A 16,944-nucleotide genomic window follows, 5' to 3' on the forward strand; every position below is an offset into this window, starting at 1 on the left:
TCTACCGCTTCATCGCCAGCACAAGAGCTGGTTGGCTCGCGCCATCCTCCACAAGGTGGATGTCCATGCCGGCACGTTCGAGCGCTGCGGATACGTCGACCAGCGCGGGAAAGCTGTAGATTTCCGGCGGGAAAGACGCGATGGCTTTCGAGTCTGCGTTCGTCCGGAACAGCAGTCCGAGACGGCCTCCCGGCTTCAGCACGCGCGCGATCTCCCGCAGCGACGTCTCGACGTCTTTCCAGAAATAGAGCACGTGGACGCACTGCGCCTTATCGAACACGCCGTCAGGAAAAGGTAGCGATTCCACTCCAGAGTGGACGACTTCAACGCGAGCGGCTTCGATGAGGGGCCGGGTCCGTTGCTCCGCGATCTCGACCATCAGCTCAGAAGGGTCTACCCCGACGATGTGGCCCTGAGGAGCTCGCGCAGCCAATTCCGTCAGGCTGCGGCCGTGGCCGCATCCCACTTCTAGAATATGATCGGCCTGCTCAATGCGGAGCGCATCCATCACGCGCAAGTTCTGGCTCCAGGTCTCGCGGGCCATGATGAAGGCAATTAGCCGGCCCAACAGGCCTCGCGCATTTCGCGCGTGTTCGGCGATAAACTGCGGACGACGCATCTGCCTTCCCTTGGACTCAACAACCTCATGACAGAATGCCTTAGCTCTGCAGAAGCGGCTCGCCGAAAATGAAATGCGGCTAGTCGTTTTTGAAAACACTATCATAGATCAATGCGTTGGACGCCGTCTGAGGCGGCGCGTCCCGCGGCGGGCTGGCTGCTTGCGGAGTGGGCAAAGTACCGCTTCGGCATTTTCCGAACATTAGCCGGCGATTACGATCCGCCAATGCAGTCCGCTATGGATCACGAACCGAACTGGCGGGTGGGCGGCTCTTGAATGCGGAGCGGACTTGTATGGCTGGCGCACTTAAGGGGGAGGAGCGGCGCCTGGACCGAATGTGTCTTCCTGATCTCTGACGGTATCTGAAGCTCTGTGCCAGTGCGAGCTGCGTTAGTCCTGATTACGCATGGGGCGCGCCATCCAGTCGATAGACTCCGATAGGTAGCGGAATTGCTAGTGCTTGTGAGGAGCAAAATTTTCCTGTGAATTCAAGACCACAAAATTGCGGCGGGTATACCGTCGGCATTTGTCCGTCAGGCTTGAAGAATTGTGCTTGCAAATCAACGACGATACGCTGTCCGAAATGATAGAGTGGGAGTGAGGGGCGGTGGCGTTCAATCTCGACTAACGCTCCGGGAAGGCGGCGCCGCGTAGATCATGGGATTTGGGGTATTCATCCATCGATCGGACTCGATCTACGATGACAGCCCAGCTGAACAATATCAATTTCCCAGTCAGTATCTCCGTCGTGTTGAAGCCTGCATCGGTGATTGGATAATCTATTACGAACCGAGCAAGGTAGCCGAGACGCGCGGCTACTTCGCGATAGCTCGGGTTCAGCAGGTTATCCCCGACCCCGGTACTTCGGGGATGTATCTCGCTCTGATCGAACCCGGAAGCTATCTGGATTTTGCCAATCCGGTCCCCTTCAACGGGCCGACAGGTCCAGTTGAGCGCGGTGTCCTCAATGAACAGGGACGAATTTCAGGACGCGCTCAGTCGGCCGTCCGTCCAATCTCTCCCGACGATTTCAACAGAATATGCGAACGTGGTCTCGCGGAGAATGCGCCGATGCTGCCACGGCGCGATGGTGACATCCGGTCGTTCGATCTCAACGAGAATCAGGTGCCATTTGCGTTCGAACAGCAACGCGACCGCGTTAGCCTGACGGTGTCGAGAGTTTTGCGTGATCGAGTTTTCCGCCGCATCGTGCTTCGCGCCTATGATGAGCGCTGCGCGATCACCGGGCTGAAGCTCATCAATGGAATGGGGCGTGCGGAAGTTGCGGCTGCTCACATACGGCCAGTTGAAGAAAACGGGCCAGACATCATCAGCAATGGCATAGCTCTTTCTGGCACCGCGCATTGGATGTTTGATCGTGGCCTCATCAGCTTGGCGGACAATTTAGAGATTTTGATCTCGCGCCAGACAAACGATCTGGACGGGGTGCGGTCGATCATCAACAAGACGGGCCACGCACGAGCGCCTCAACGGATATCGGATCGCCCACATCCACATTTCCTAAGGTGGCACCGTGAGTATTGCTTCAAGCAATAGGCTCATAGTGCGTAGGGTGGATTGCCGCTAGGCGTAATCCGCCACATATGGCGGGTTACGCTTTTCGCTAACCCGCCCTGCGGACCCTAGCCGGTGGCGCCAAACGTCCCATAGGGCGCGGTCAGCGAACTGTAGGACGGGCTCTTGATGATGTTGTGCAGGTTTCTGCGGCGGGCGCCCATGTTGCCGCCGTCATAGAGCGGGAAACACATGGCGTCGTTCATCAATTCCGCCAGCGGGTGCATGTCGGTGTAGCTGTCGACGCCGACCAGCCGCATGGCGTCATAGACGACGTCGACGCAGGTCTCCGAGCAGAACACCTTTGTCATCACGGCAAGTTCGTGCTCTTTGCCTTTGGAAAGATCGTATTGCTGGCAGGCTTTCCAGGTCAGGTAGCGGCATGCCTCGATCTTCATCTTCATGTCGGCGAGCATGTAGCCCACGGTCGGATATTCGATGATCGGATGCGGGCCGGAGCGGGCGTCGCTTTTCGCAAATTCGACCGCATGGTCGAAGGCGGCGCGCATCACGCCGACGCAGGCCGCACCGATCAGCGCCGCGGTCCAGGCAAAATTCGTGGAGACGATCTCGATGCCGTCGCCCGGCTTGCCGATGATATTGCCAGCGGGAACGCGGACATTCTCGAACTTCATGCGCGGCGATATCGTGGCCCGGTGTCCGGCCGTGTCGAGAATTCCGGTCACCTTGACGCCCGGCGCGCTGCCGGGGACCATGATCACGGCGAGGGATTCCTGGGCGTTCTTGTTCGGGTCGGTGCGGCAGACCACGGCGTAGAGATGGCAATTCTTGCCGTCCCAGCCGGTGCCGTTGGTGGTGTAGTGCTTTTCGCCGTTGATGACCCATTCGTCGCCCTCGCGAATGGCGAAAGTCTTGACGCCGTAGCGCGGGTCGGGCGCGTCGAAATTTGCGCCGCCCGTCACCTCGGTGAAGGCGAGTGCGCCGAGCAGCGATCCGTCCCTGATGAAATCGGGAAGGAAGCGGCGCTTCTGCTCGTCGGTCCCGAACATGATGATTGGCTTGACGCAAAGCCCGGTCCCGAGCATCGCGCTGGGGACGTTGACGTCGACGACGCACAATTCCTCCGCGGCGACCGCAAAGTCGAGCGTCGAGATGTCCATGCCGCCGACATCCTGCGGAAACAGTCCTTTGACGAATCCCGCGTCCACCGCCTGCTTGTGGAACGGACGGATGGCATAGAAGCGGTCCTCGGGCTTGGCGTGCTTGCGAATCGTCGGACGGACGTCCCTGAGGACACCGTTGGCGAAGGCGCGCGCACCGTCCCGCAGGGCGATTTGATTTTCGTTGAGCCTGAAATCGATAGCCATCGCGACCTCGCAAGAATGATTGAATGCACCATTCTTGCACCGCGACGACGCGTGTTCTTGGCGAGGAGGGACAAAATAGTTGACTGGGAGCGCACGGGTCGCTCGGGCGGGGTCGGCGCACCGCGCAACTAAAGCGTCGTGGCGTTTAGTTGAATCGCGTGTCCGCAGGCTCCGTTCACCTCTCCCCAGCGGGGAGAGGTCGATTTTCGCCTCGCGATGCGCAGCATCGTCGAGTGCAAATCGGGTGAGGGGGTGCTGAGCAACGTGAGACCGTAACCCCTCACCCGGATTGCTCTGGACGATGCTTCGCATCGCCATGCGCAATCCGACCTCTCCCAAGGGAGAGGTGGATTCCGATGCCGCGCCAACTTAACCTATTCTCATCACGGTTTAGGCAACGATCGAGGCGAGCGAGTTGCGATATCCTATCCGGTCTATTGCCTGGAGCGGTACTCGCGAGGAGAAAACCCAAAGCGCTGACGGAAGCTGCGATTGAAGTGTGAGATATCGCGAAAGCCCCAGCGGAACGCGACGTCGGAGATACGCGATTGGTCCGACGCTTCGAGATCGCCGGCGCAACGCACCAGTCGCCGTTCCAGAACGACTTGCCCGAACGATTTGTCGCTCTCCTCGAACACCCGGTGCAGATAGCGGACGGAAATGCCGAAATGCGCAGCGACCGACGATGCGGCGAGCTGCGGATCGGCCAAATTCGTCTCAACGAACTTCATGATGGCGGAGAACAGCCCGCGCCGCACGGATTGAGGCTGGCCCATTCGGGCTTCCTCGGTGGCCCCCAGCGCCAGCGCCGTCAGATTGACGAGATCGCCCGCAAGCGTCTCCACCGCTTGCGCCGGCAAGTCACCCCTCTGCATCGCGATGGATTTTAGAAAGCCGACCGTGATCTCGCCCAGGGCATGCTTATCAGACACGCAGATGCCGGTCGAACAGTCGGGCTTCTGCAACAGAGGTCGCAGCATGTGTCGCGGAATCCGGAACGAGAACACGTTCCAATCGTCCATGAAGTCCAGAAAGTAGGGCCGGGTCGAGTCGACGACCGCGAACTGGTTCGGCCCGACGATCGTCTCCCGTCCCTCGGTCTCGTAGCGGCATCGGCCGCTCAATTGAAGATTGACGAAATAGACCTCCTGCGATGCCCTGCGGATCTCGGCATCGCCCCTGATGACGTGATGCGCCTTCGACTGAACCGTCGTGACGTTGATTGTCGAAAGCGGATAGGCCGTGACACGGCTGGGGAAGCGGGCGGCACCTTGCGCTCCGGGCCGCTCGGGCCTGAGCGTCACAAAGGCTTCGCAGAGGACCTCGCGCCAATAGGCAAACTGGTCGCGGTCGGGCAACTCTTCGGTGTTCCAGATCTGCATCAGATCACCCCTACGGACGCGATCGTTGCGACGACAGGCAAGGTCGGCGAAACGATACCCTTGCAACTGCTCCCGGCGGCGGGAAAGACTAACCCTTGCCTCGAAATGGGCAAGTGAGACGGAGACGAGAAACGGGGAATTCTTCCGTGTGTTTCGAGAGGCCGGGCAGGTGACGCTTGCCGCCCTCGCTCTTCGCGCCACGGCGGACAAGTCGCTAGCGCGCCTTACGAATTTCGCGTCATCTTCTCGAACTTCTTGATCAGCCGCTCGCGCTTCAGCCGCGACAGCTTGTGGATCCAGAACAGGCCGTTGAGCTGATCGATCTCGTGCTGGTGGCAGACAGCGCGCAAGGCTTCCGAGTCCTCGGCGTGCATGTTGCCGTCGACGTCCTGATAGCTGATCCGCACGCGCGCGTGGCGCTCCACCTCGTCGTTGACGCCGGGCATCGAGACGCTGCCTTCCCGGTGCATGATCATCTCGTCCGACAGCCATCCGATCTCGGGGTTGACATAGGTCCGCGCGCCGTCCTTCTCGCCGAGGTCGAGCACCACGACCCGCAGGGGAACGCCGATATGCGGCGCCGTGATCCCGATCCCCGGTACGGCGTGCATCGTCTCGAGCAGATCCTTGGCCAGCTCTCGCAGCGTCTCGTCGAACACGGTCACGGGGCGCGCTGGCATTGCAAGCCGGGGGTCGGGATAGCGGACAATCGGGCGGACGGTCATGCTCGGGCTCGCTTCAATGAGCTACGAAAGGTGCTGCCAGAACGGCGAGCATGCCAAAGCTGGCGATGTTCCAGAACAGGGAGCGGACGAGCGGGACGCCGGATATGTAAAGCGCCGAGTAGCCGATGCGCCCGCCAAGATAGGCAATCGATCCCCAATAGGTCAGCCCATTGTGAATGCCTGCGACGTGAGCGATCAGGATCGCGGCGACAAAGAACGGAAATGTCTCCATGTAGTTGCGGAAATTTCGGTTGATGCGGCCGGGAATGGGCTTGAGCGGCGGCATCTCGACGTCGCGCGGGCTCGCGGCCCATCTGAGGCCGTACTGCACGTTGGCGGCTTGCGCGGCGGCGACAAGCTGAAAGAAGCCCCAGACGATGGTGGCTGCCAGCATCGAAAGTTCGAAGTCGATCCCCATCCTGTGTCCCTTCGAAGGTGCGGCCAGCCAGCACAAGGTCAACCTGCTTGCCCCGTCAGCCCGATCAAATCTCAGCGCGCGGCAAATTGCGACATCAAATGATCGGGTGCAGGGCGCACCGTGCGCCTGCATCAAGTCCTCGACAAAGGAACCCTCATGAAAATCGTCGTCATCGGCGGCACCGGCCTGATCGGCTCGAAAGTGGTCGCCATTTTGCGTCAGGGAGGCCACGAGGTCGTCGCCGCTTCACTCAAGAGTGGCGTCAACATCATCACCGGCGAGGGGCTGAAGGAGGCCATGGCCGGCGCGCAAGTGGTGGTCGACCTCGCCAATTCGCCCTCGTTCGAGGACAAGGCGGTGCTGGAGTTCTTCCAGACCGCCGGCCGCAACATCTTTGCGGCTGAGGCCGCAACCGGCATCCGGCACCATGTCGCGCTCTCCATCGTCGGGAGCGAGCGGACGCCCGAGAACGGCTATTTCCGCGCAAAAGTCGCCCAGGAGAAGCTGATCGAGGCCTCCGGCATTCCCTACACCATCGTGCGCGCGACCCAGTTCATGGAATTTCTTGGCGCGATTGCGGGCTCGGCCACGCAAGGCAACATTATCAGGATGTCGCCCGGTCCGTTCCAGCCGATTGCGGCGGAGGACGTTGCGGCGGTGGTCGCCGACGTCGCGCTTGCCGCACCGCGCAACGGCAAGATCGATATCGCAGGCCCCGACCGCGCGCCGTTCGACGAGATCGTTGCCCGCTATCTGAAGGCGGTCGGCGATCCCCGCAACGTGGTGCGCGACCCCGACGCGCTGTATTTCGGCGGAAGGGTCGGGGAGCATTCGCTGGTGCCGACCGGCGAGGCGCGTCTCGGCCGCATCACGCTCGACGCATGGCTCAGCCAGGCGCGGACGAAGGCCTGAGGTTTGAGGCCTGACGGCATCAATCTCGTGAAGCATCAAGAGCTTCGTGCCGTCGGGCAAATCGCCGCTATGCGGGTTGGCGCGGTGGAGGCGAGCGGCCGCCGGCTACTTTGCATGGGGTTGTTTTCGATGTTTTTGTTGCAGGGGGCTCGGGCGAGGTCCAAAAATTCGCTTTACGCGAAACGCGGAATATCGTATGGATGTGTTGTTCAGGGCCCGTTGAGCGGTGGCCTCAAAGATTCTTGTTTCTTCGCCATGCTGATGTCGGTTGCGGCAGTTCCCGTTCGTCTTTCATTCAGACAGACTTTGACGGGAGACCAGGAATGACCCCTTCCCCTTATCGCTGGGTGATCGTCGCCGCCGGCGGCTTGCTTGGCTGTGTCGCCATCGGCGGCATGTTTTCGCTGCCGGTGTTTTTGCAGCCGATTGCCAAGGACACCGGCTGGTCGGTGACCGGCGTCTCCAGCGCAATGACCATCGGGTTCCTCGCGATGGCCTTTACCAGCATGGCCTGGGGCACGCTGACGGACCGGTTCGGCCCGCTGCCGGTGGTGCTGACGGGATCGACGGTGCTGAGCCTGAGCCTGTTCCTCGCAAGCCATGCGACCTCGCTGATCGCGTTCCAGTTCATCTTCGGCCTGCTGGTCGGCGCCTCCTGCGCCGCGATTTTTGCGCCGATGATGGCGACGGTCACCGGCTGGTTCGACACAAATCGCGGCCTTGCGGTCTCGCTGGTGTCGGCCGGCATGGGCATGGCGCCGATGACGATGGCGCCGTTCGCCGCCTGGCTCGTCTCGGGGCATGGCTGGCGCACCTCGATGCAGATCGTGGCGCTGGTGGTCGGCGCCATCATGATCCCGGTCTCGCTGCTGGTGCGTCGTGCGCCGGCGCTCGCGGCCGCGCAAGCGGCGCCGGACACGGGCGGCGCGCTGCAAGCGGAGATGTCAGTGGGGGAGGCGCTGCGCTCGCCGCAATTCATCATCCTGCTCGCGACCAACTTCTTCTGCTGCGCCACGCATTCGGGCCCGATCATCCACACCGTCAGCTATGCCGTGAGCTGCGGGATCCCGCTGATCGCGGCGGTGACGATCTACAGCGTCGAGGGGTTTGCCGGCCTGTTCGGCCGCATCGCCTTCGGCCTGCTCGGCGATCGCTTTGGCGCCAAGCGCACGCTGGTCGCGGCCCTGCTGGCGCAGGCGTTCGGCGCGCTCTCCTACGTCTTCGCGCATCAACTTGCGACGTTTTATTCGGTCGCGGCGGTGTTCGGCTTCATCTATGCCGGCACCATGCCGCTCTATGCCGTGCTCGCGCGCGAAAACTTTCCGCTGAAGATGATGGGCACGGTGATCGGCGGCACCGCGATGGCCGGCAGCCTCGGTATGGCGACGGGGCCGCTTGCCGGCGGCCTGATCTTTGATGCGTTCTCCAGCTACGCCTGGCTCTATATCGGCTCATGGGCGATGGGGCTCGGCGCGTTCCTGATGGCGATGACGTTCAGGCCGTTTGCGAAACCGAAGGAGGTGCCGGCGCCTGTGCCGGCGTGAATGGCGCGCTTAGAGAAGCTTCTCGAAGAACAGATCCGGATAGGGATCGTCGTTGAAGCGCGGAATCTCGGTCCAGCCGGTGGTCCGGTAGAGCTGGCCGGCCTCCGGCAGCGCGCTGTTGGTGTCGAGCCGCAGCACCGCGATGCCGAGCTCTCGCGCTGCATTCTCTGCAGCGTCCATCAGACGTTTGCCGAGCCCGAGGCCGCGCGCCGACGGCGCGACCCAGAGACGCTTGATCTCGGCGTAGCCATAGTCCGTCCCCTTCAGTCCGACGCAGCCGAGCGGCATTCCGTCCGACATCGCCACGATAAAGGAGCCACGCGGCCGGACCATGTCCTTGGCGTCAGGGTCGCGCGACAGCTTGACGTCAAAGCCCTGTTTGAAGCGGCGGGCGAGCTCGGCATAATATTCGCCGAGGCAGTAGCGCGCCGCGGGCGCGCGCGGATTGATCTCGTCGAGCGTGGTCCTGATGTCGCCGAGCGCGGACGCGATCATGTCCATCGCGGCCAGCAGCGCCTCGCGCTTCGCATGGCGGGCGAGCAGGGTGTCGGCCTGCGCATTGGAGATCGCCTCATACGCCTTGAACTCGGCGGCGCCGGCCCGCGTCAGCGTCGCCACGCGGCGACGCGCGTCGTCGGCGTGTGCGGTCGTCTCGATCATGCCTTCGTCTTCGAGGCTGCGCAGCAGGCGGCTCATCAGCCCGGAATCGAGGCCGAGATAGTCGCGGATCTCGGCGACGTCGGAACGGCCGTGGCCGATCGCATTGAGCACGCGCGCAGCACCGAGCGGCCGGCCGCGCCCGAGGAACGAATGATCGAGCGCGCCGACCGCTGATGTGACGGCACGGTTGAAGCGGCGGACGCGGGAAACGGGGTCGAGCATTTATCTGACTTTAGTCAGATAAAAAAGTCTGTCAATGCGTGCGGCATTCTGGTCGTCGCCCGTTCAAAGTTTTGCCTGAGAGATGGCTTAACTCCCGCGTACCCGGCATTTCCGCCGTCTGGAGTTCCCCTCAAAATGCCGTCTGCCGATCGTCCGGCCACCCGGCTCGCGACGCGTCTGTCGTTTCTCGTCGCCGGTTTTGGCATCGCCTGCTGGGCGCCGCTGGTGCCGTTCGCCAAGGAGCGGTTGGCGGTCGACGACGGCGTGCTCGGCCTGTTGCTGCTCTGCCTCGGCATCGGTTCCGTCGCGGCGATGCTGCTGACGGGCGTGTTGAGTGCGCGCTACGGCAGCAAGCCGATCATCATCGCTGGCGGGCTTGGGCTCGCCGTCACCCTGCCGTTCCTCGCCATCGCAAGCACGCCGATCACACTCGGTCTGACCTTGCTCGCCTTCGGCGCCGCGCTCGGCTCGATCGACGTCGCCATGAACATCCATGCCGTCGAGGTCGAGCGCGCAGCGGCGAAGCCCCTGATGTCCGGCTTCCACGCGCATTTCAGCATCGGCGGCTTCATCGGCTCGGCTGCGATGACCGCCTTGCTGTCGCTGCACTTCGATGCGCTCGCGAGCAGCCTGATCTGCGCAGGCTTGATGGCGATCGCGATGCTGATCGCCTGGCCGCGCCTGCTGCAAGCGGCGCAGGCGCAGGAGGGACCGCTGTTCGTGCTACCGCACGGCATCGTGCTGCTGCTCGCAGCCCTCGCCGCCATCACGTTCCTGGCGGAGGGGGCCGTGCTCGACTGGGGCGCGCTGCTCATCGTTGGCGCTGATCTCGTGAAGGAGGCGCAGGGCGGCACCGGCTACATGCTGTTCTCGATCGCGATGACCGTGGGCCGGCTCTTTGGCGACGCCGTCACTGCGCGCGTCGGAGATCGGGCGACGCTGGTCTGGGGAAGCCTGCTGGCGATCGCAGGGTTTGTGCTTCTGCTGCTTGCGCCGGTCGCGGCGCTCGCCATGGCCGGCTTCGTGCTGATCGGCCTCGGTGCGTCGAACCTCGTGCCGGTGCTGTTCCGTCGTGCCGGCACGCAAACCGCGATGCCCACCGGCCTCGCGGTCGCTGCGATCACGACCGCGGGCTATGCGGGCATCCTGCTAGGTCCAGCCGGCATCGGCTTCGTCGCCAAGATCGCGGGGCTCGCAACGGCGTTCTGGATGCTCGCCGCGCTCTTGGCCCTGGTCACGTTATCGGCGCACATCGTAGCGGCGGATCGGCCCGTGCGCGACCGATCGCCGTCGATGTCGTGATGATCTCAGAGCGGCAGCGGCGCGCCGGCCTGTTCCTTGACGATGTAGTCGGCGTACCAGTCCGGCCAGTTTTCGTCATGCTTGCCGCCGTTGCGCTTCTCGTGCTCGCCATGGGCGACGGACGCGCGGCGCATCGCAGCCGCCAGATCCCTCGAGGAGGCGAACGCGGTCTCCTCGGCATCGATGCGGCCGGGCAGCCGCGTCGTGATTTCCTGGAGCAGCCAGCCATTGCCGTCGGGGTCGCTGAACGAGGCGTAGGTGCGGTAGGTGCTACGCTCCGGATCCGGACCGCTGACGCGGCGGCTGCCGGAGAGGAAGGGCTCGTCTGTGCCGGTGTGCACGGTGCTGTCGGGGTGGAAGAGTTCGCTGATAGCGACCCCGCGTGCAAGCAGATCGGCGCGCGCCGCCGCGATATCGGAGACGATCAGGTACAGGCCTTTCGCCGAGCCGGGGGCCGCGGCCGTGACATTCTTGCCGAAGATGACGGAGGCGGGCGAACCCGGCGGGGTGAACTGGATCACGCGCCAGTCGTCGCCGGCGGCAAAGTCGGCGTCGAGCCGCCAGCCGAGCTTGGTGTAGAACGCCTTGGCCCGATCAACGTCGGACACGGGGATGACTGCTATCTCGAACTTGAAATCGATCGCTGGTTTCTTGGTCTGGGTGGACGTGGTCATGGCTGTCTCCTTGATGTCTGGGAGCGCGGCGTCACCAATGCGCCGCCGATCCGATGGGCGCAGAGTTAGATTGCTTCGCTCGGCAAGCGAATACGCGCCGTTCGACAGACACTCTTCCGCATCGCGAGCGAATGCGGGCGCCGGTTCCGGCGTCCATTCAGACGAGCCCGAGTTCCTTACGCGCCTTCCGCGTCAGCTTTGCGACCACCAGGGCATGGGCCTGTCCGAGATAGGCCGCGAGTTCGGCATCGCTCAGGGCATCATTGTCGGTGAGCTGCACCCATTTGGCACGGGCGAGATAAGGCGCCGGGCGTGCCAGGCCCTGTTCGATCAGGAGCGCATAGGCCATGTTCGAGGTCTTGAACATGAAGCCGCCGGACCGCTCGACGAAGCCGCCGGCGAGCGCGAACATCTTGCCGCCGACCTTGAACACCGACGTGCCATCCCACTGGATCACCATGGTGACGGCGGGAAGGCGCCGGCAATGAGCTTTGAAGGTCTTGGGATTCATATCGCCGCTTGTGGTCTGGGATCAGCGAACCATTGTCCGAACCTGCGGACGGCGACAAGTGCGAAAAGCATTGTGAGTTGTGCCGGTCCGTCGAGCGGCTACCATCCCGCCCAATGGTTGGTGACAAGGGGGAGGCGACATGAGTGAGCAGACGCGCGTGGTGAAGGGATCGGATCTGTTTGTTGCGGCGCTCGAGAACGAAGGCGTCGACCGCATTTTTGGCGTGCCCGGCGAGGAAAATCTCGACCTGGTCGAGTCCTTGCGCAACTCCAAAATCAAATTGATCCTCACCCGGCACGAGCAGGCCGCCGCCTTCATGGCCGCGACCCATGGCCGATTGACCGGCAAGCCCGGCGTCTGCCTCTCGACGCTCGGTCCCGGTGCGCTCAATCTGTCGACGGGGGCGGCCTACGCTTATCTCGGCGCCATGCCGATGATCATGATCACGGGCCAGAAGGCGATCATGAGCAGCCGGCAGGCGCGCTTCCAGATCGTGGACGTCGTCGCCTCCATGAAGCCACTGACAAAATTGGCGCGGCAGATCGTGAGCGCCTCGAGCATCCCGACCGTGGTGCGCGACGCGTTTCGTGTAGCGATGGAGGAGCGGCCGGGTCCGGTGCACCTCGAATTGCCCGAGGACGTCGCGGGGGAGGAGGTCGCGCCGGCGCCGGTCGTGTCGATCCATCCGATCGAAATTCCCGTCGCCCATCGCGCCGCGCTCGACCGCGGCGCCGAGATGATCTTGGCGGCAAAACGTCCGCTGGTGATGATGGGCGCTGCGACCAGCCGGCCGCGATCGACCCACGGCATCGCAAGCTTCGTGCGGCGCACCGGCATTCCCTTCTTCACCACGCAGATGGGCAAGGGCACCGTGCCCGGCGGCACCAACCTCTATATGGGCACGGCGGCGCTCTCCGAGCGCGACTACGTCCATGAGGCCATCGATGCCGCCGACCTCATCGTCGCCATCGGGCACGATGCAGTCGAAAAGCCACCCTTCATCATGGGCCCGTCGGGTCCGAGGGTGATCCATGTCAGCTATACGCCTGCGAGCGTCGAGCAGGTCTATTTCCCGGACGCGGAAGTCATTGGCGACGTCGGGCCGAGCCTTGAGCAGCTCGCCGATCGTGTCGAAGGCAGGCTGCCCAATGCCGCCGCGCTGTTGCCGCTGCGCGAGCAGATCCTCGCGCATATCGCCGATCGTGCCACCGAGTCCCGCTGGCCGCCGACGCCGCAACGGATCGTGCACGACGTCCGCCAGGTCATGCCGGAGAACGGCATCGTCGCGCTCGACAACGGCATGTACAAGATCTGGTTCGCGCGCAACTACCGCACCCGCGTCGCCAACACGCTGCTGCTGGACAATGCGCTCGCCACCATGGGGGCCGGCTTGCCGTCGGCGATGATGGCCGCCATGCTCTATCCGGAACGACGCGTGCTCGCGGTTTGCGGCGACGGCGGTTTCTTGATGAACAGCCAGGAGATGGAGACGGCGGTTCGGCTGAAGCTCAATCTCGTGGTGCTGATCCTGGACGACGGTGCCTACGGCATGATCCGCTGGAAGCAGGCAGTGGATCATTTCGCCGACTTTGGCCTGACCTTCGGCAACCCCGACTTCACGCAATATGCGCAATCCTACGGTGCCAAGGGCCATCGCATCGCGACGATCGACAGTTTTGTGCCGACGCTCGATGCCGCTTTCACGAGCGGCGGCGTGCACCTGATCTCGATCCCGATCGACTATTCGGAGAACGTGCGGGTGCTGGTCGACGAGCTGCGGGCGCACGAGAAATGGTCGGAGTGATCCGCAGGGCAGGGTCGCGACAAGTCTCTTGCGCATGGCACGAGTATCGCGGAAGGTCGCGCTCCGGAAAGTGATCGAACAGGAATCGAAATGACCCGCGTACGCTGTATCACCGAGATGGGCATGGGCGTCGACGTCCATGGCAAGGACGCGACGAAAGCGGCGAAGCGTGCGGTGTCTGACGCCATCCGCCATTCCAGCCTCGGCTTCTTCCGCATGATCGGGAAGACCGCGAACGACATGTTCGTGGATGTCACGATCGCGGTGCCCAATCCGGAAGCGGTCGACAAGGACGCCGTCGCCAAGGAACTTCCTTACGGCACGGTGACCGTCAACGCAGTCAAGGGCGGGCTGGAGATTCCCTCGGCTCCGGAACAGGGCAATGATCCCATCCTCATTGCCAACGCCGCCGTCATCGTCAGTTTCGACAAGGACTAGTGTCCCGTGTCCGCTAGCGATGTGACGTTGCTCGACCGGCCGATCTGGAGCGCGTTGACGACACGGCAGAGTGGTCTTGCGCTTGGCGGTGCGAAGGCACGACGTTTTCCGGCCGAGATCGGGCCCTTCGCCGACATGGCCGACATGTCGCAAGCAAGCTTTGCCGCGCTCGGCGAACTGATGGCACCGTCCGAATATGTCGTGCTGTTCACGCCGGACAAGGTGAGCGCGCCCGCCGGCTTCAAGGTGCTGCTCGCCAAGAGCGGCGAACAGATGATCGGTACGCCCGCCGAGAGCGCGCTTGATGGCGTCGAGATCGTGACGCTGGGTGCCGATGATGTTCCGGCCATGATGGCGCTCGTCGAGCTGACCAAGCCCGGCCCGTTCGGCACGCGCACGCACGAGCTCGGCACGTTTCTCGGCATCCGCGACGGCGGCGAGCTCGTCGCGATGACCGGCGAACGGATGAAGCCCGGCAACTTTACCGAGATGACGGCCGTCTGCGTGAATCCCTCGCACCGCGGCCGCGGCTATGCGCAGGCGCTACTCTCGGCGGTCGCCCGCCAGATCGTCGCGCGCGGCGAGATTCCCTTCCTGCACGTGTTCTCCGACAACACCTCCGCAATCGCGCTCTACAAGCGGCAGGGAATGGAGATCAGACGTAGCCTGGAAGTGACGGTGCTGCGAAAGGAGAGCTGACGGCAGAGCGGGCTTCCCATCGGCAAAATTCACGCTATATCCGTTGCAACGAATCGTGGGGAGCAGACGCAATGGACGCCAAGGTCGCCGATTTTTCCGCCGTACGGACGGCGATGCAGCGCTACGTCGATCAGGAGATCATTGCGGGCGTGTCCTGGGCCGTGCTGCGCGGGCGCGACGTCTTCGATCAGCAATGCGTCGGATTTGCCGACCGTGAGGCCAATATGGCGCTGCGGCCCGACCATATCTTCCGCGCCTTCTCCAATACAAAACTCGTGACCACAATCGCGATCATGCTGCTGGTCGAGGAAGGTCGCATCGGCCTCGACGATCCGGTCGAGAAATTTTTGCCGCAGCTCGGTAATCGCAAGGTGCTGAAGGAGGGGGCGGCGAGCCTCGCCGATGTCGAACCGGCAAAGGGCTCGATCACGATCCGCCAACTCCTGACGCACACGGCTGGCCTCAGCTACGGCATCTTCGATCCGGGCACGGTGCTGTTCAAAGGCTATAACGAAGCCAAGGTGCTCAATCCGCTGACGCCGCTCACCGACATGATCGACGGGCTCGGGGAGCTGCCGCTGTCCTATCATCCGGGCGCGTCCTGGGAATATTCGGTTGCGACTGACGTGCTCGGCCGTGTCGTCGAGGTCGCCTCGGGCAAACCGCTCGATGCCTTCTTCAAGGCGCGCATCTTCGAGCCGCTGGGCATGGTCGACACCGGCTTCTGGGTGCCGGAAGCACAGCAGGGAAGGCTGGTCGCCTATTATCGCGGCGCCGACGTTCTCGATCCGATGAAGCCGGGCCTGTGGCGGATCGACGACCTGCCTTATCCGCAAGCCTATCGCCGGCCGTTCCCGCGGCTGTCGGGCGGCGGCGGCCTGGTCTCGACGTTGCCCGACATGCTCGCGCTGGTGCGCAGCCTGCTGCCGGGCGAGGAGCGCCTGCTCAAGCCCGACACCATTCAGGCGATGATGACGAACCAGCTTCCCGCCGGGCAAACCATACGTTTTGTCATGCTCGGGCCAATCCCCGGCAAGGGCTTTGGTCTCGGCGGTGCCGTGACCTACCAGCCGGGGCCGTTTGATCCTGCGAATTCGACCGGCGAATTCCAGTGGGGCGGCGTCGCCGGCACGCATTTGTGGATCTGCCCGCAGGCCAATACGGCCGGGGTGCTGATGGCGCAGCGCCAGATGGGCTTTTGGAATCCGTTCTTCTTCGAATTCAAGCGCCTGGCCTACCAGGCCGTCGGCGCCTGAAAAAAATCTGAAGCCCCCGCGAATCCTGCTCCGTCGTCACGGCCTCTTACCGGGTGAGGCAATCAGCCTCGGCTTTGCGGGGGGGTTGATGGCGTTCGTGGCGCTCGCGCCGGTCGAGGCCAATGCGTTCCTAGCCTTCAACCACGCGGTCGAACGCGGGGATGGCGTGATCCCGCCAAAAAATCGCGAGCAGATCTCGCTCGCGGTCGCATTGACCACGCAGTGCGCGACGTTCACACGAGCGCGGTAGCGAAGGTCGGCGCCGCGCGTGAAGAGTTGGCCGAAGCTGCGTTGAGCGCCGCGGCCGTGCGGGCCGACGGCACGCTCGGACAATGCATTGCTCGCGCTGCGTGGAAGAAACCTAAGCTCGCATCCTGCGTCCCACCGCGGCCCACGCCGTTCGCCCCGTGCCGGGCCAGATGGGCTTCGGAACCCTAGCCAAAAAAATTAAACCGATCGGTTGACAGTTGGCACCAGGCGCCTATGTTAAACCACATGGTTGAACAATCCGCCCATCTCGACGCCGTCTTTCACGCCCTCGCGGATCCGACGCGGCGGGCCATGCTTGGTCATCTGGCTGAGCGGGAACTCACGATCGGGGAACTCGCGACCCCCTTCAGCATGAGTTTCGCCGGCGCTTCCAAGCACGTGAAGGTGCTGGAGAACGCGGGCCTCGTGACGCGCACGATCCGCGGCCGCACCCATCACTGTCGTCTCCAGGCTGCGCGGCTCGCGGAGGCCGATGCGTGGCTCAGGCGTTATCAGCGCTTCTGGACCGAACGGCTCGACACGTTGGAAGCCCTGCTGCGCGCCGAAGACGAGGCCAAAGGCTCAAGCAAGGGATCAAGCAAGGCAACAGCCAGGAAGAAGTGAGG

Annotated in this window: 17 protein-coding genes and 1 pseudogene; 10 read left to right on the plus strand and 8 right to left on the minus strand. The window is 63.3% G+C overall.

Annotation, left to right across the window (positions count from 1 at the left end; genetic code table 11):
* Window position 1: 1 nt before the first annotated feature.
* Window positions 2-619, minus strand: coding sequence for a class I SAM-dependent methyltransferase (locus JQ632_RS06915; RefSeq protein WP_212401537.1), 618 nt, complete (start codon window positions 617-619; stop codon window positions 2-4).
* Between the two features lie 657 nt (window positions 620-1,276).
* Here JQ632_RS06915 and JQ632_RS06920 point away from each other — a divergent pair.
* Entirely contained in the window at window positions 1,277-2,176 is a 900-nt protein-coding gene (locus JQ632_RS06920; protein ID WP_212401538.1) for an HNH endonuclease, read from the plus strand.
* A gap of 86 nt (window positions 2,177-2,262) precedes the next feature.
* Here JQ632_RS06920 and JQ632_RS06925 read toward each other — a convergent pair whose 3' ends face one another.
* The 4 genes from JQ632_RS06925 to JQ632_RS06940 form a co-directional block, all read right to left on the minus strand.
* Complete coding sequence (locus JQ632_RS06925; RefSeq protein WP_212401539.1) at window positions 2,263-3,522, minus strand: acyl-CoA dehydrogenase family protein; 1,260 nt, start codon at window positions 3,520-3,522, stop codon at window positions 2,263-2,265.
* 434 nt (window positions 3,523-3,956) lie between these two features.
* The gene (locus JQ632_RS06930) at window positions 3,957-4,904 is read right to left on the minus strand and encodes a helix-turn-helix domain-containing protein (protein WP_212401540.1); all 948 of its coding nucleotides are present in this window, start codon (window positions 4,902-4,904) and stop codon (window positions 3,957-3,959) included.
* 224 nt (window positions 4,905-5,128) lie between these two features.
* On the minus strand, window positions 5,129-5,629 hold the full coding sequence (locus tag JQ632_RS06935; protein ID WP_212401541.1) for a peptide deformylase: 501 nt from the start codon (window positions 5,627-5,629) through the stop codon (window positions 5,129-5,131).
* A 13-nt stretch (window positions 5,630-5,642) separates the two neighbouring features.
* Window positions 5,643-6,047, minus strand: a complete 405-nt coding sequence (locus JQ632_RS06940; RefSeq protein ID WP_212401542.1) for an MAPEG family protein — start codon at window positions 6,045-6,047, stop codon at window positions 5,643-5,645.
* A gap of 156 nt (window positions 6,048-6,203) precedes the next feature.
* On the opposite strand from JQ632_RS06940, the gene JQ632_RS06945 reads away from it, so the two are divergent.
* The gene (locus JQ632_RS06945; protein WP_212401543.1) at window positions 6,204-6,959 is read left to right on the plus strand and encodes an SDR family oxidoreductase; all 756 of its coding nucleotides are present in this window, start codon (window positions 6,204-6,206) and stop codon (window positions 6,957-6,959) included.
* Between the two features lie 323 nt (window positions 6,960-7,282).
* Window positions 7,283-8,503: an MFS transporter gene (locus tag JQ632_RS06950; RefSeq protein ID WP_212401544.1), complete on the plus strand. Its 1,221-nt coding sequence runs from the start codon at window positions 7,283-7,285 to the stop codon at window positions 8,501-8,503.
* A gap of 9 nt (window positions 8,504-8,512) precedes the next feature.
* On the opposite strand, the gene JQ632_RS06955 is transcribed toward JQ632_RS06950, so the two are convergent.
* Window positions 8,513-9,385, minus strand: a complete 873-nt coding sequence (locus tag JQ632_RS06955) for a bifunctional helix-turn-helix transcriptional regulator/GNAT family N-acetyltransferase (RefSeq protein WP_212401545.1) — start codon at window positions 9,383-9,385, stop codon at window positions 8,513-8,515.
* Between the two features lie 135 nt (window positions 9,386-9,520).
* Here JQ632_RS06955 and JQ632_RS06960 point away from each other — a divergent pair, with 135 nt between their 5' ends.
* Window positions 9,521-10,687: an MFS transporter gene (locus tag JQ632_RS06960; protein WP_212401546.1), complete on the plus strand. Its 1,167-nt coding sequence runs from the start codon at window positions 9,521-9,523 to the stop codon at window positions 10,685-10,687.
* Between the two features lie 5 nt (window positions 10,688-10,692).
* On the opposite strand, the gene JQ632_RS06965 is transcribed toward JQ632_RS06960, so the two are convergent.
* Both JQ632_RS06965 and JQ632_RS06970 read right to left on the minus strand, forming a co-directional pair.
* Window positions 10,693-11,361 (minus strand): VOC family protein, encoded by a 669-nt coding sequence (locus JQ632_RS06965; RefSeq protein ID WP_212401547.1) that lies wholly within the window; start codon window positions 11,359-11,361, stop codon window positions 10,693-10,695.
* A gap of 157 nt (window positions 11,362-11,518) precedes the next feature.
* Entirely contained in the window at window positions 11,519-11,872 is a 354-nt protein-coding gene (locus tag JQ632_RS06970) for an MmcQ/YjbR family DNA-binding protein (RefSeq protein WP_212401548.1), read from the minus strand.
* A 139-nt stretch (window positions 11,873-12,011) separates the two neighbouring features.
* On the opposite strand from JQ632_RS06970, the gene JQ632_RS06975 reads away from it, so the two are divergent.
* The 6 genes and pseudogenes from JQ632_RS06975 (at window position 12,012) to JQ632_RS07000 (ending at window position 16,942) form a co-directional block, all read left to right on the plus strand.
* Complete coding sequence (locus JQ632_RS06975; protein ID WP_212401549.1) at window positions 12,012-13,676, plus strand: acetolactate synthase large subunit; 1,665 nt, start codon at window positions 12,012-12,014, stop codon at window positions 13,674-13,676.
* Window positions 13,677-13,766: 90 nt separating this feature from the next.
* Complete coding sequence (locus tag JQ632_RS06980; protein WP_212401550.1) at window positions 13,767-14,114, plus strand: Lin0512 family protein; 348 nt, start codon at window positions 13,767-13,769, stop codon at window positions 14,112-14,114.
* 6 nt (window positions 14,115-14,120) lie between these two features.
* A complete protein-coding gene (locus tag JQ632_RS06985) occupies window positions 14,121-14,813 on the plus strand; it encodes a GNAT family N-acetyltransferase (protein ID WP_212401551.1) in 693 nt (230 codons plus the stop codon).
* 71 nt (window positions 14,814-14,884) lie between these two features.
* Window positions 14,885-16,069, plus strand: a complete 1,185-nt coding sequence (locus tag JQ632_RS06990; RefSeq protein WP_212401552.1) for a serine hydrolase — start codon at window positions 14,885-14,887, stop codon at window positions 16,067-16,069.
* A gap of 88 nt (window positions 16,070-16,157) precedes the next feature.
* Window positions 16,158-16,507: pseudogene (locus JQ632_RS06995) on the plus strand (carboxymuconolactone decarboxylase family protein).
* A 57-nt stretch (window positions 16,508-16,564) separates the two neighbouring features.
* Window positions 16,565-16,942: a helix-turn-helix transcriptional regulator gene (locus tag JQ632_RS07000; RefSeq protein WP_212401553.1), complete on the plus strand. Its 378-nt coding sequence runs from the start codon at window positions 16,565-16,567 to the stop codon at window positions 16,940-16,942.
* Window positions 16,943-16,944 lie beyond the last annotated feature (2 nt).

Source organism: Bradyrhizobium liaoningense, from assembly GCF_018130955.1.
GTDB classification, from domain to species: domain Bacteria; phylum Pseudomonadota; class Alphaproteobacteria; order Rhizobiales; family Xanthobacteraceae; genus Bradyrhizobium; species Bradyrhizobium liaoningense_C.

Bases quoted from the DNA above. Each gene is read 5' to 3' on its own strand.
- JQ632_RS06915 (WP_212401537.1), bottom strand. From the start codon at position 619: ATGCGTCGTCCGCAGTTTATCGCCGAACACGCGCGAAATGCGCGAGGC.
- JQ632_RS06920 (WP_212401538.1), top strand. From the start codon at position 1,277: ATGGGATTTGGGGTATTCATCCATCGATCGGACTCGATCTACGATGAC.
- JQ632_RS06925 (WP_212401539.1), bottom strand. From the start codon at position 3,522: ATGGCTATCGATTTCAGGCTCAACGAAAATCAAATCGCCCTGCGGGAC.
- JQ632_RS06930 (WP_212401540.1), bottom strand. From the start codon at position 4,904: ATGCAGATCTGGAACACCGAAGAGTTGCCCGACCGCGACCAGTTTGCC.
- JQ632_RS06935 (WP_212401541.1), bottom strand. From the start codon at position 5,629: ATGACCGTCCGCCCGATTGTCCGCTATCCCGACCCCCGGCTTGCAATG.
- JQ632_RS06940 (WP_212401542.1), bottom strand. From the start codon at position 6,047: ATGGGGATCGACTTCGAACTTTCGATGCTGGCAGCCACCATCGTCTGG.
- JQ632_RS06945 (WP_212401543.1), top strand. From the start codon at position 6,204: ATGAAAATCGTCGTCATCGGCGGCACCGGCCTGATCGGCTCGAAAGTG.
- JQ632_RS06950 (WP_212401544.1), top strand. From the start codon at position 7,283: ATGACCCCTTCCCCTTATCGCTGGGTGATCGTCGCCGCCGGCGGCTTG.
- JQ632_RS06955 (WP_212401545.1), bottom strand. From the start codon at position 9,385: ATGCTCGACCCCGTTTCCCGCGTCCGCCGCTTCAACCGTGCCGTCACA.
- JQ632_RS06960 (WP_212401546.1), top strand. From the start codon at position 9,521: ATGCCGTCTGCCGATCGTCCGGCCACCCGGCTCGCGACGCGTCTGTCG.
- JQ632_RS06965 (WP_212401547.1), bottom strand. From the start codon at position 11,361: ATGACCACGTCCACCCAGACCAAGAAACCAGCGATCGATTTCAAGTTC.
- JQ632_RS06970 (WP_212401548.1), bottom strand. From the start codon at position 11,872: ATGAATCCCAAGACCTTCAAAGCTCATTGCCGGCGCCTTCCCGCCGTC.
- JQ632_RS06975 (WP_212401549.1), top strand. From the start codon at position 12,012: ATGAGTGAGCAGACGCGCGTGGTGAAGGGATCGGATCTGTTTGTTGCG.
- JQ632_RS06980 (WP_212401550.1), top strand. From the start codon at position 13,767: ATGACCCGCGTACGCTGTATCACCGAGATGGGCATGGGCGTCGACGTC.
- JQ632_RS06990 (WP_212401552.1), top strand. From the start codon at position 14,885: ATGGACGCCAAGGTCGCCGATTTTTCCGCCGTACGGACGGCGATGCAG.
- JQ632_RS07000 (WP_212401553.1), top strand. From the start codon at position 16,565: ATGGTTGAACAATCCGCCCATCTCGACGCCGTCTTTCACGCCCTCGCG.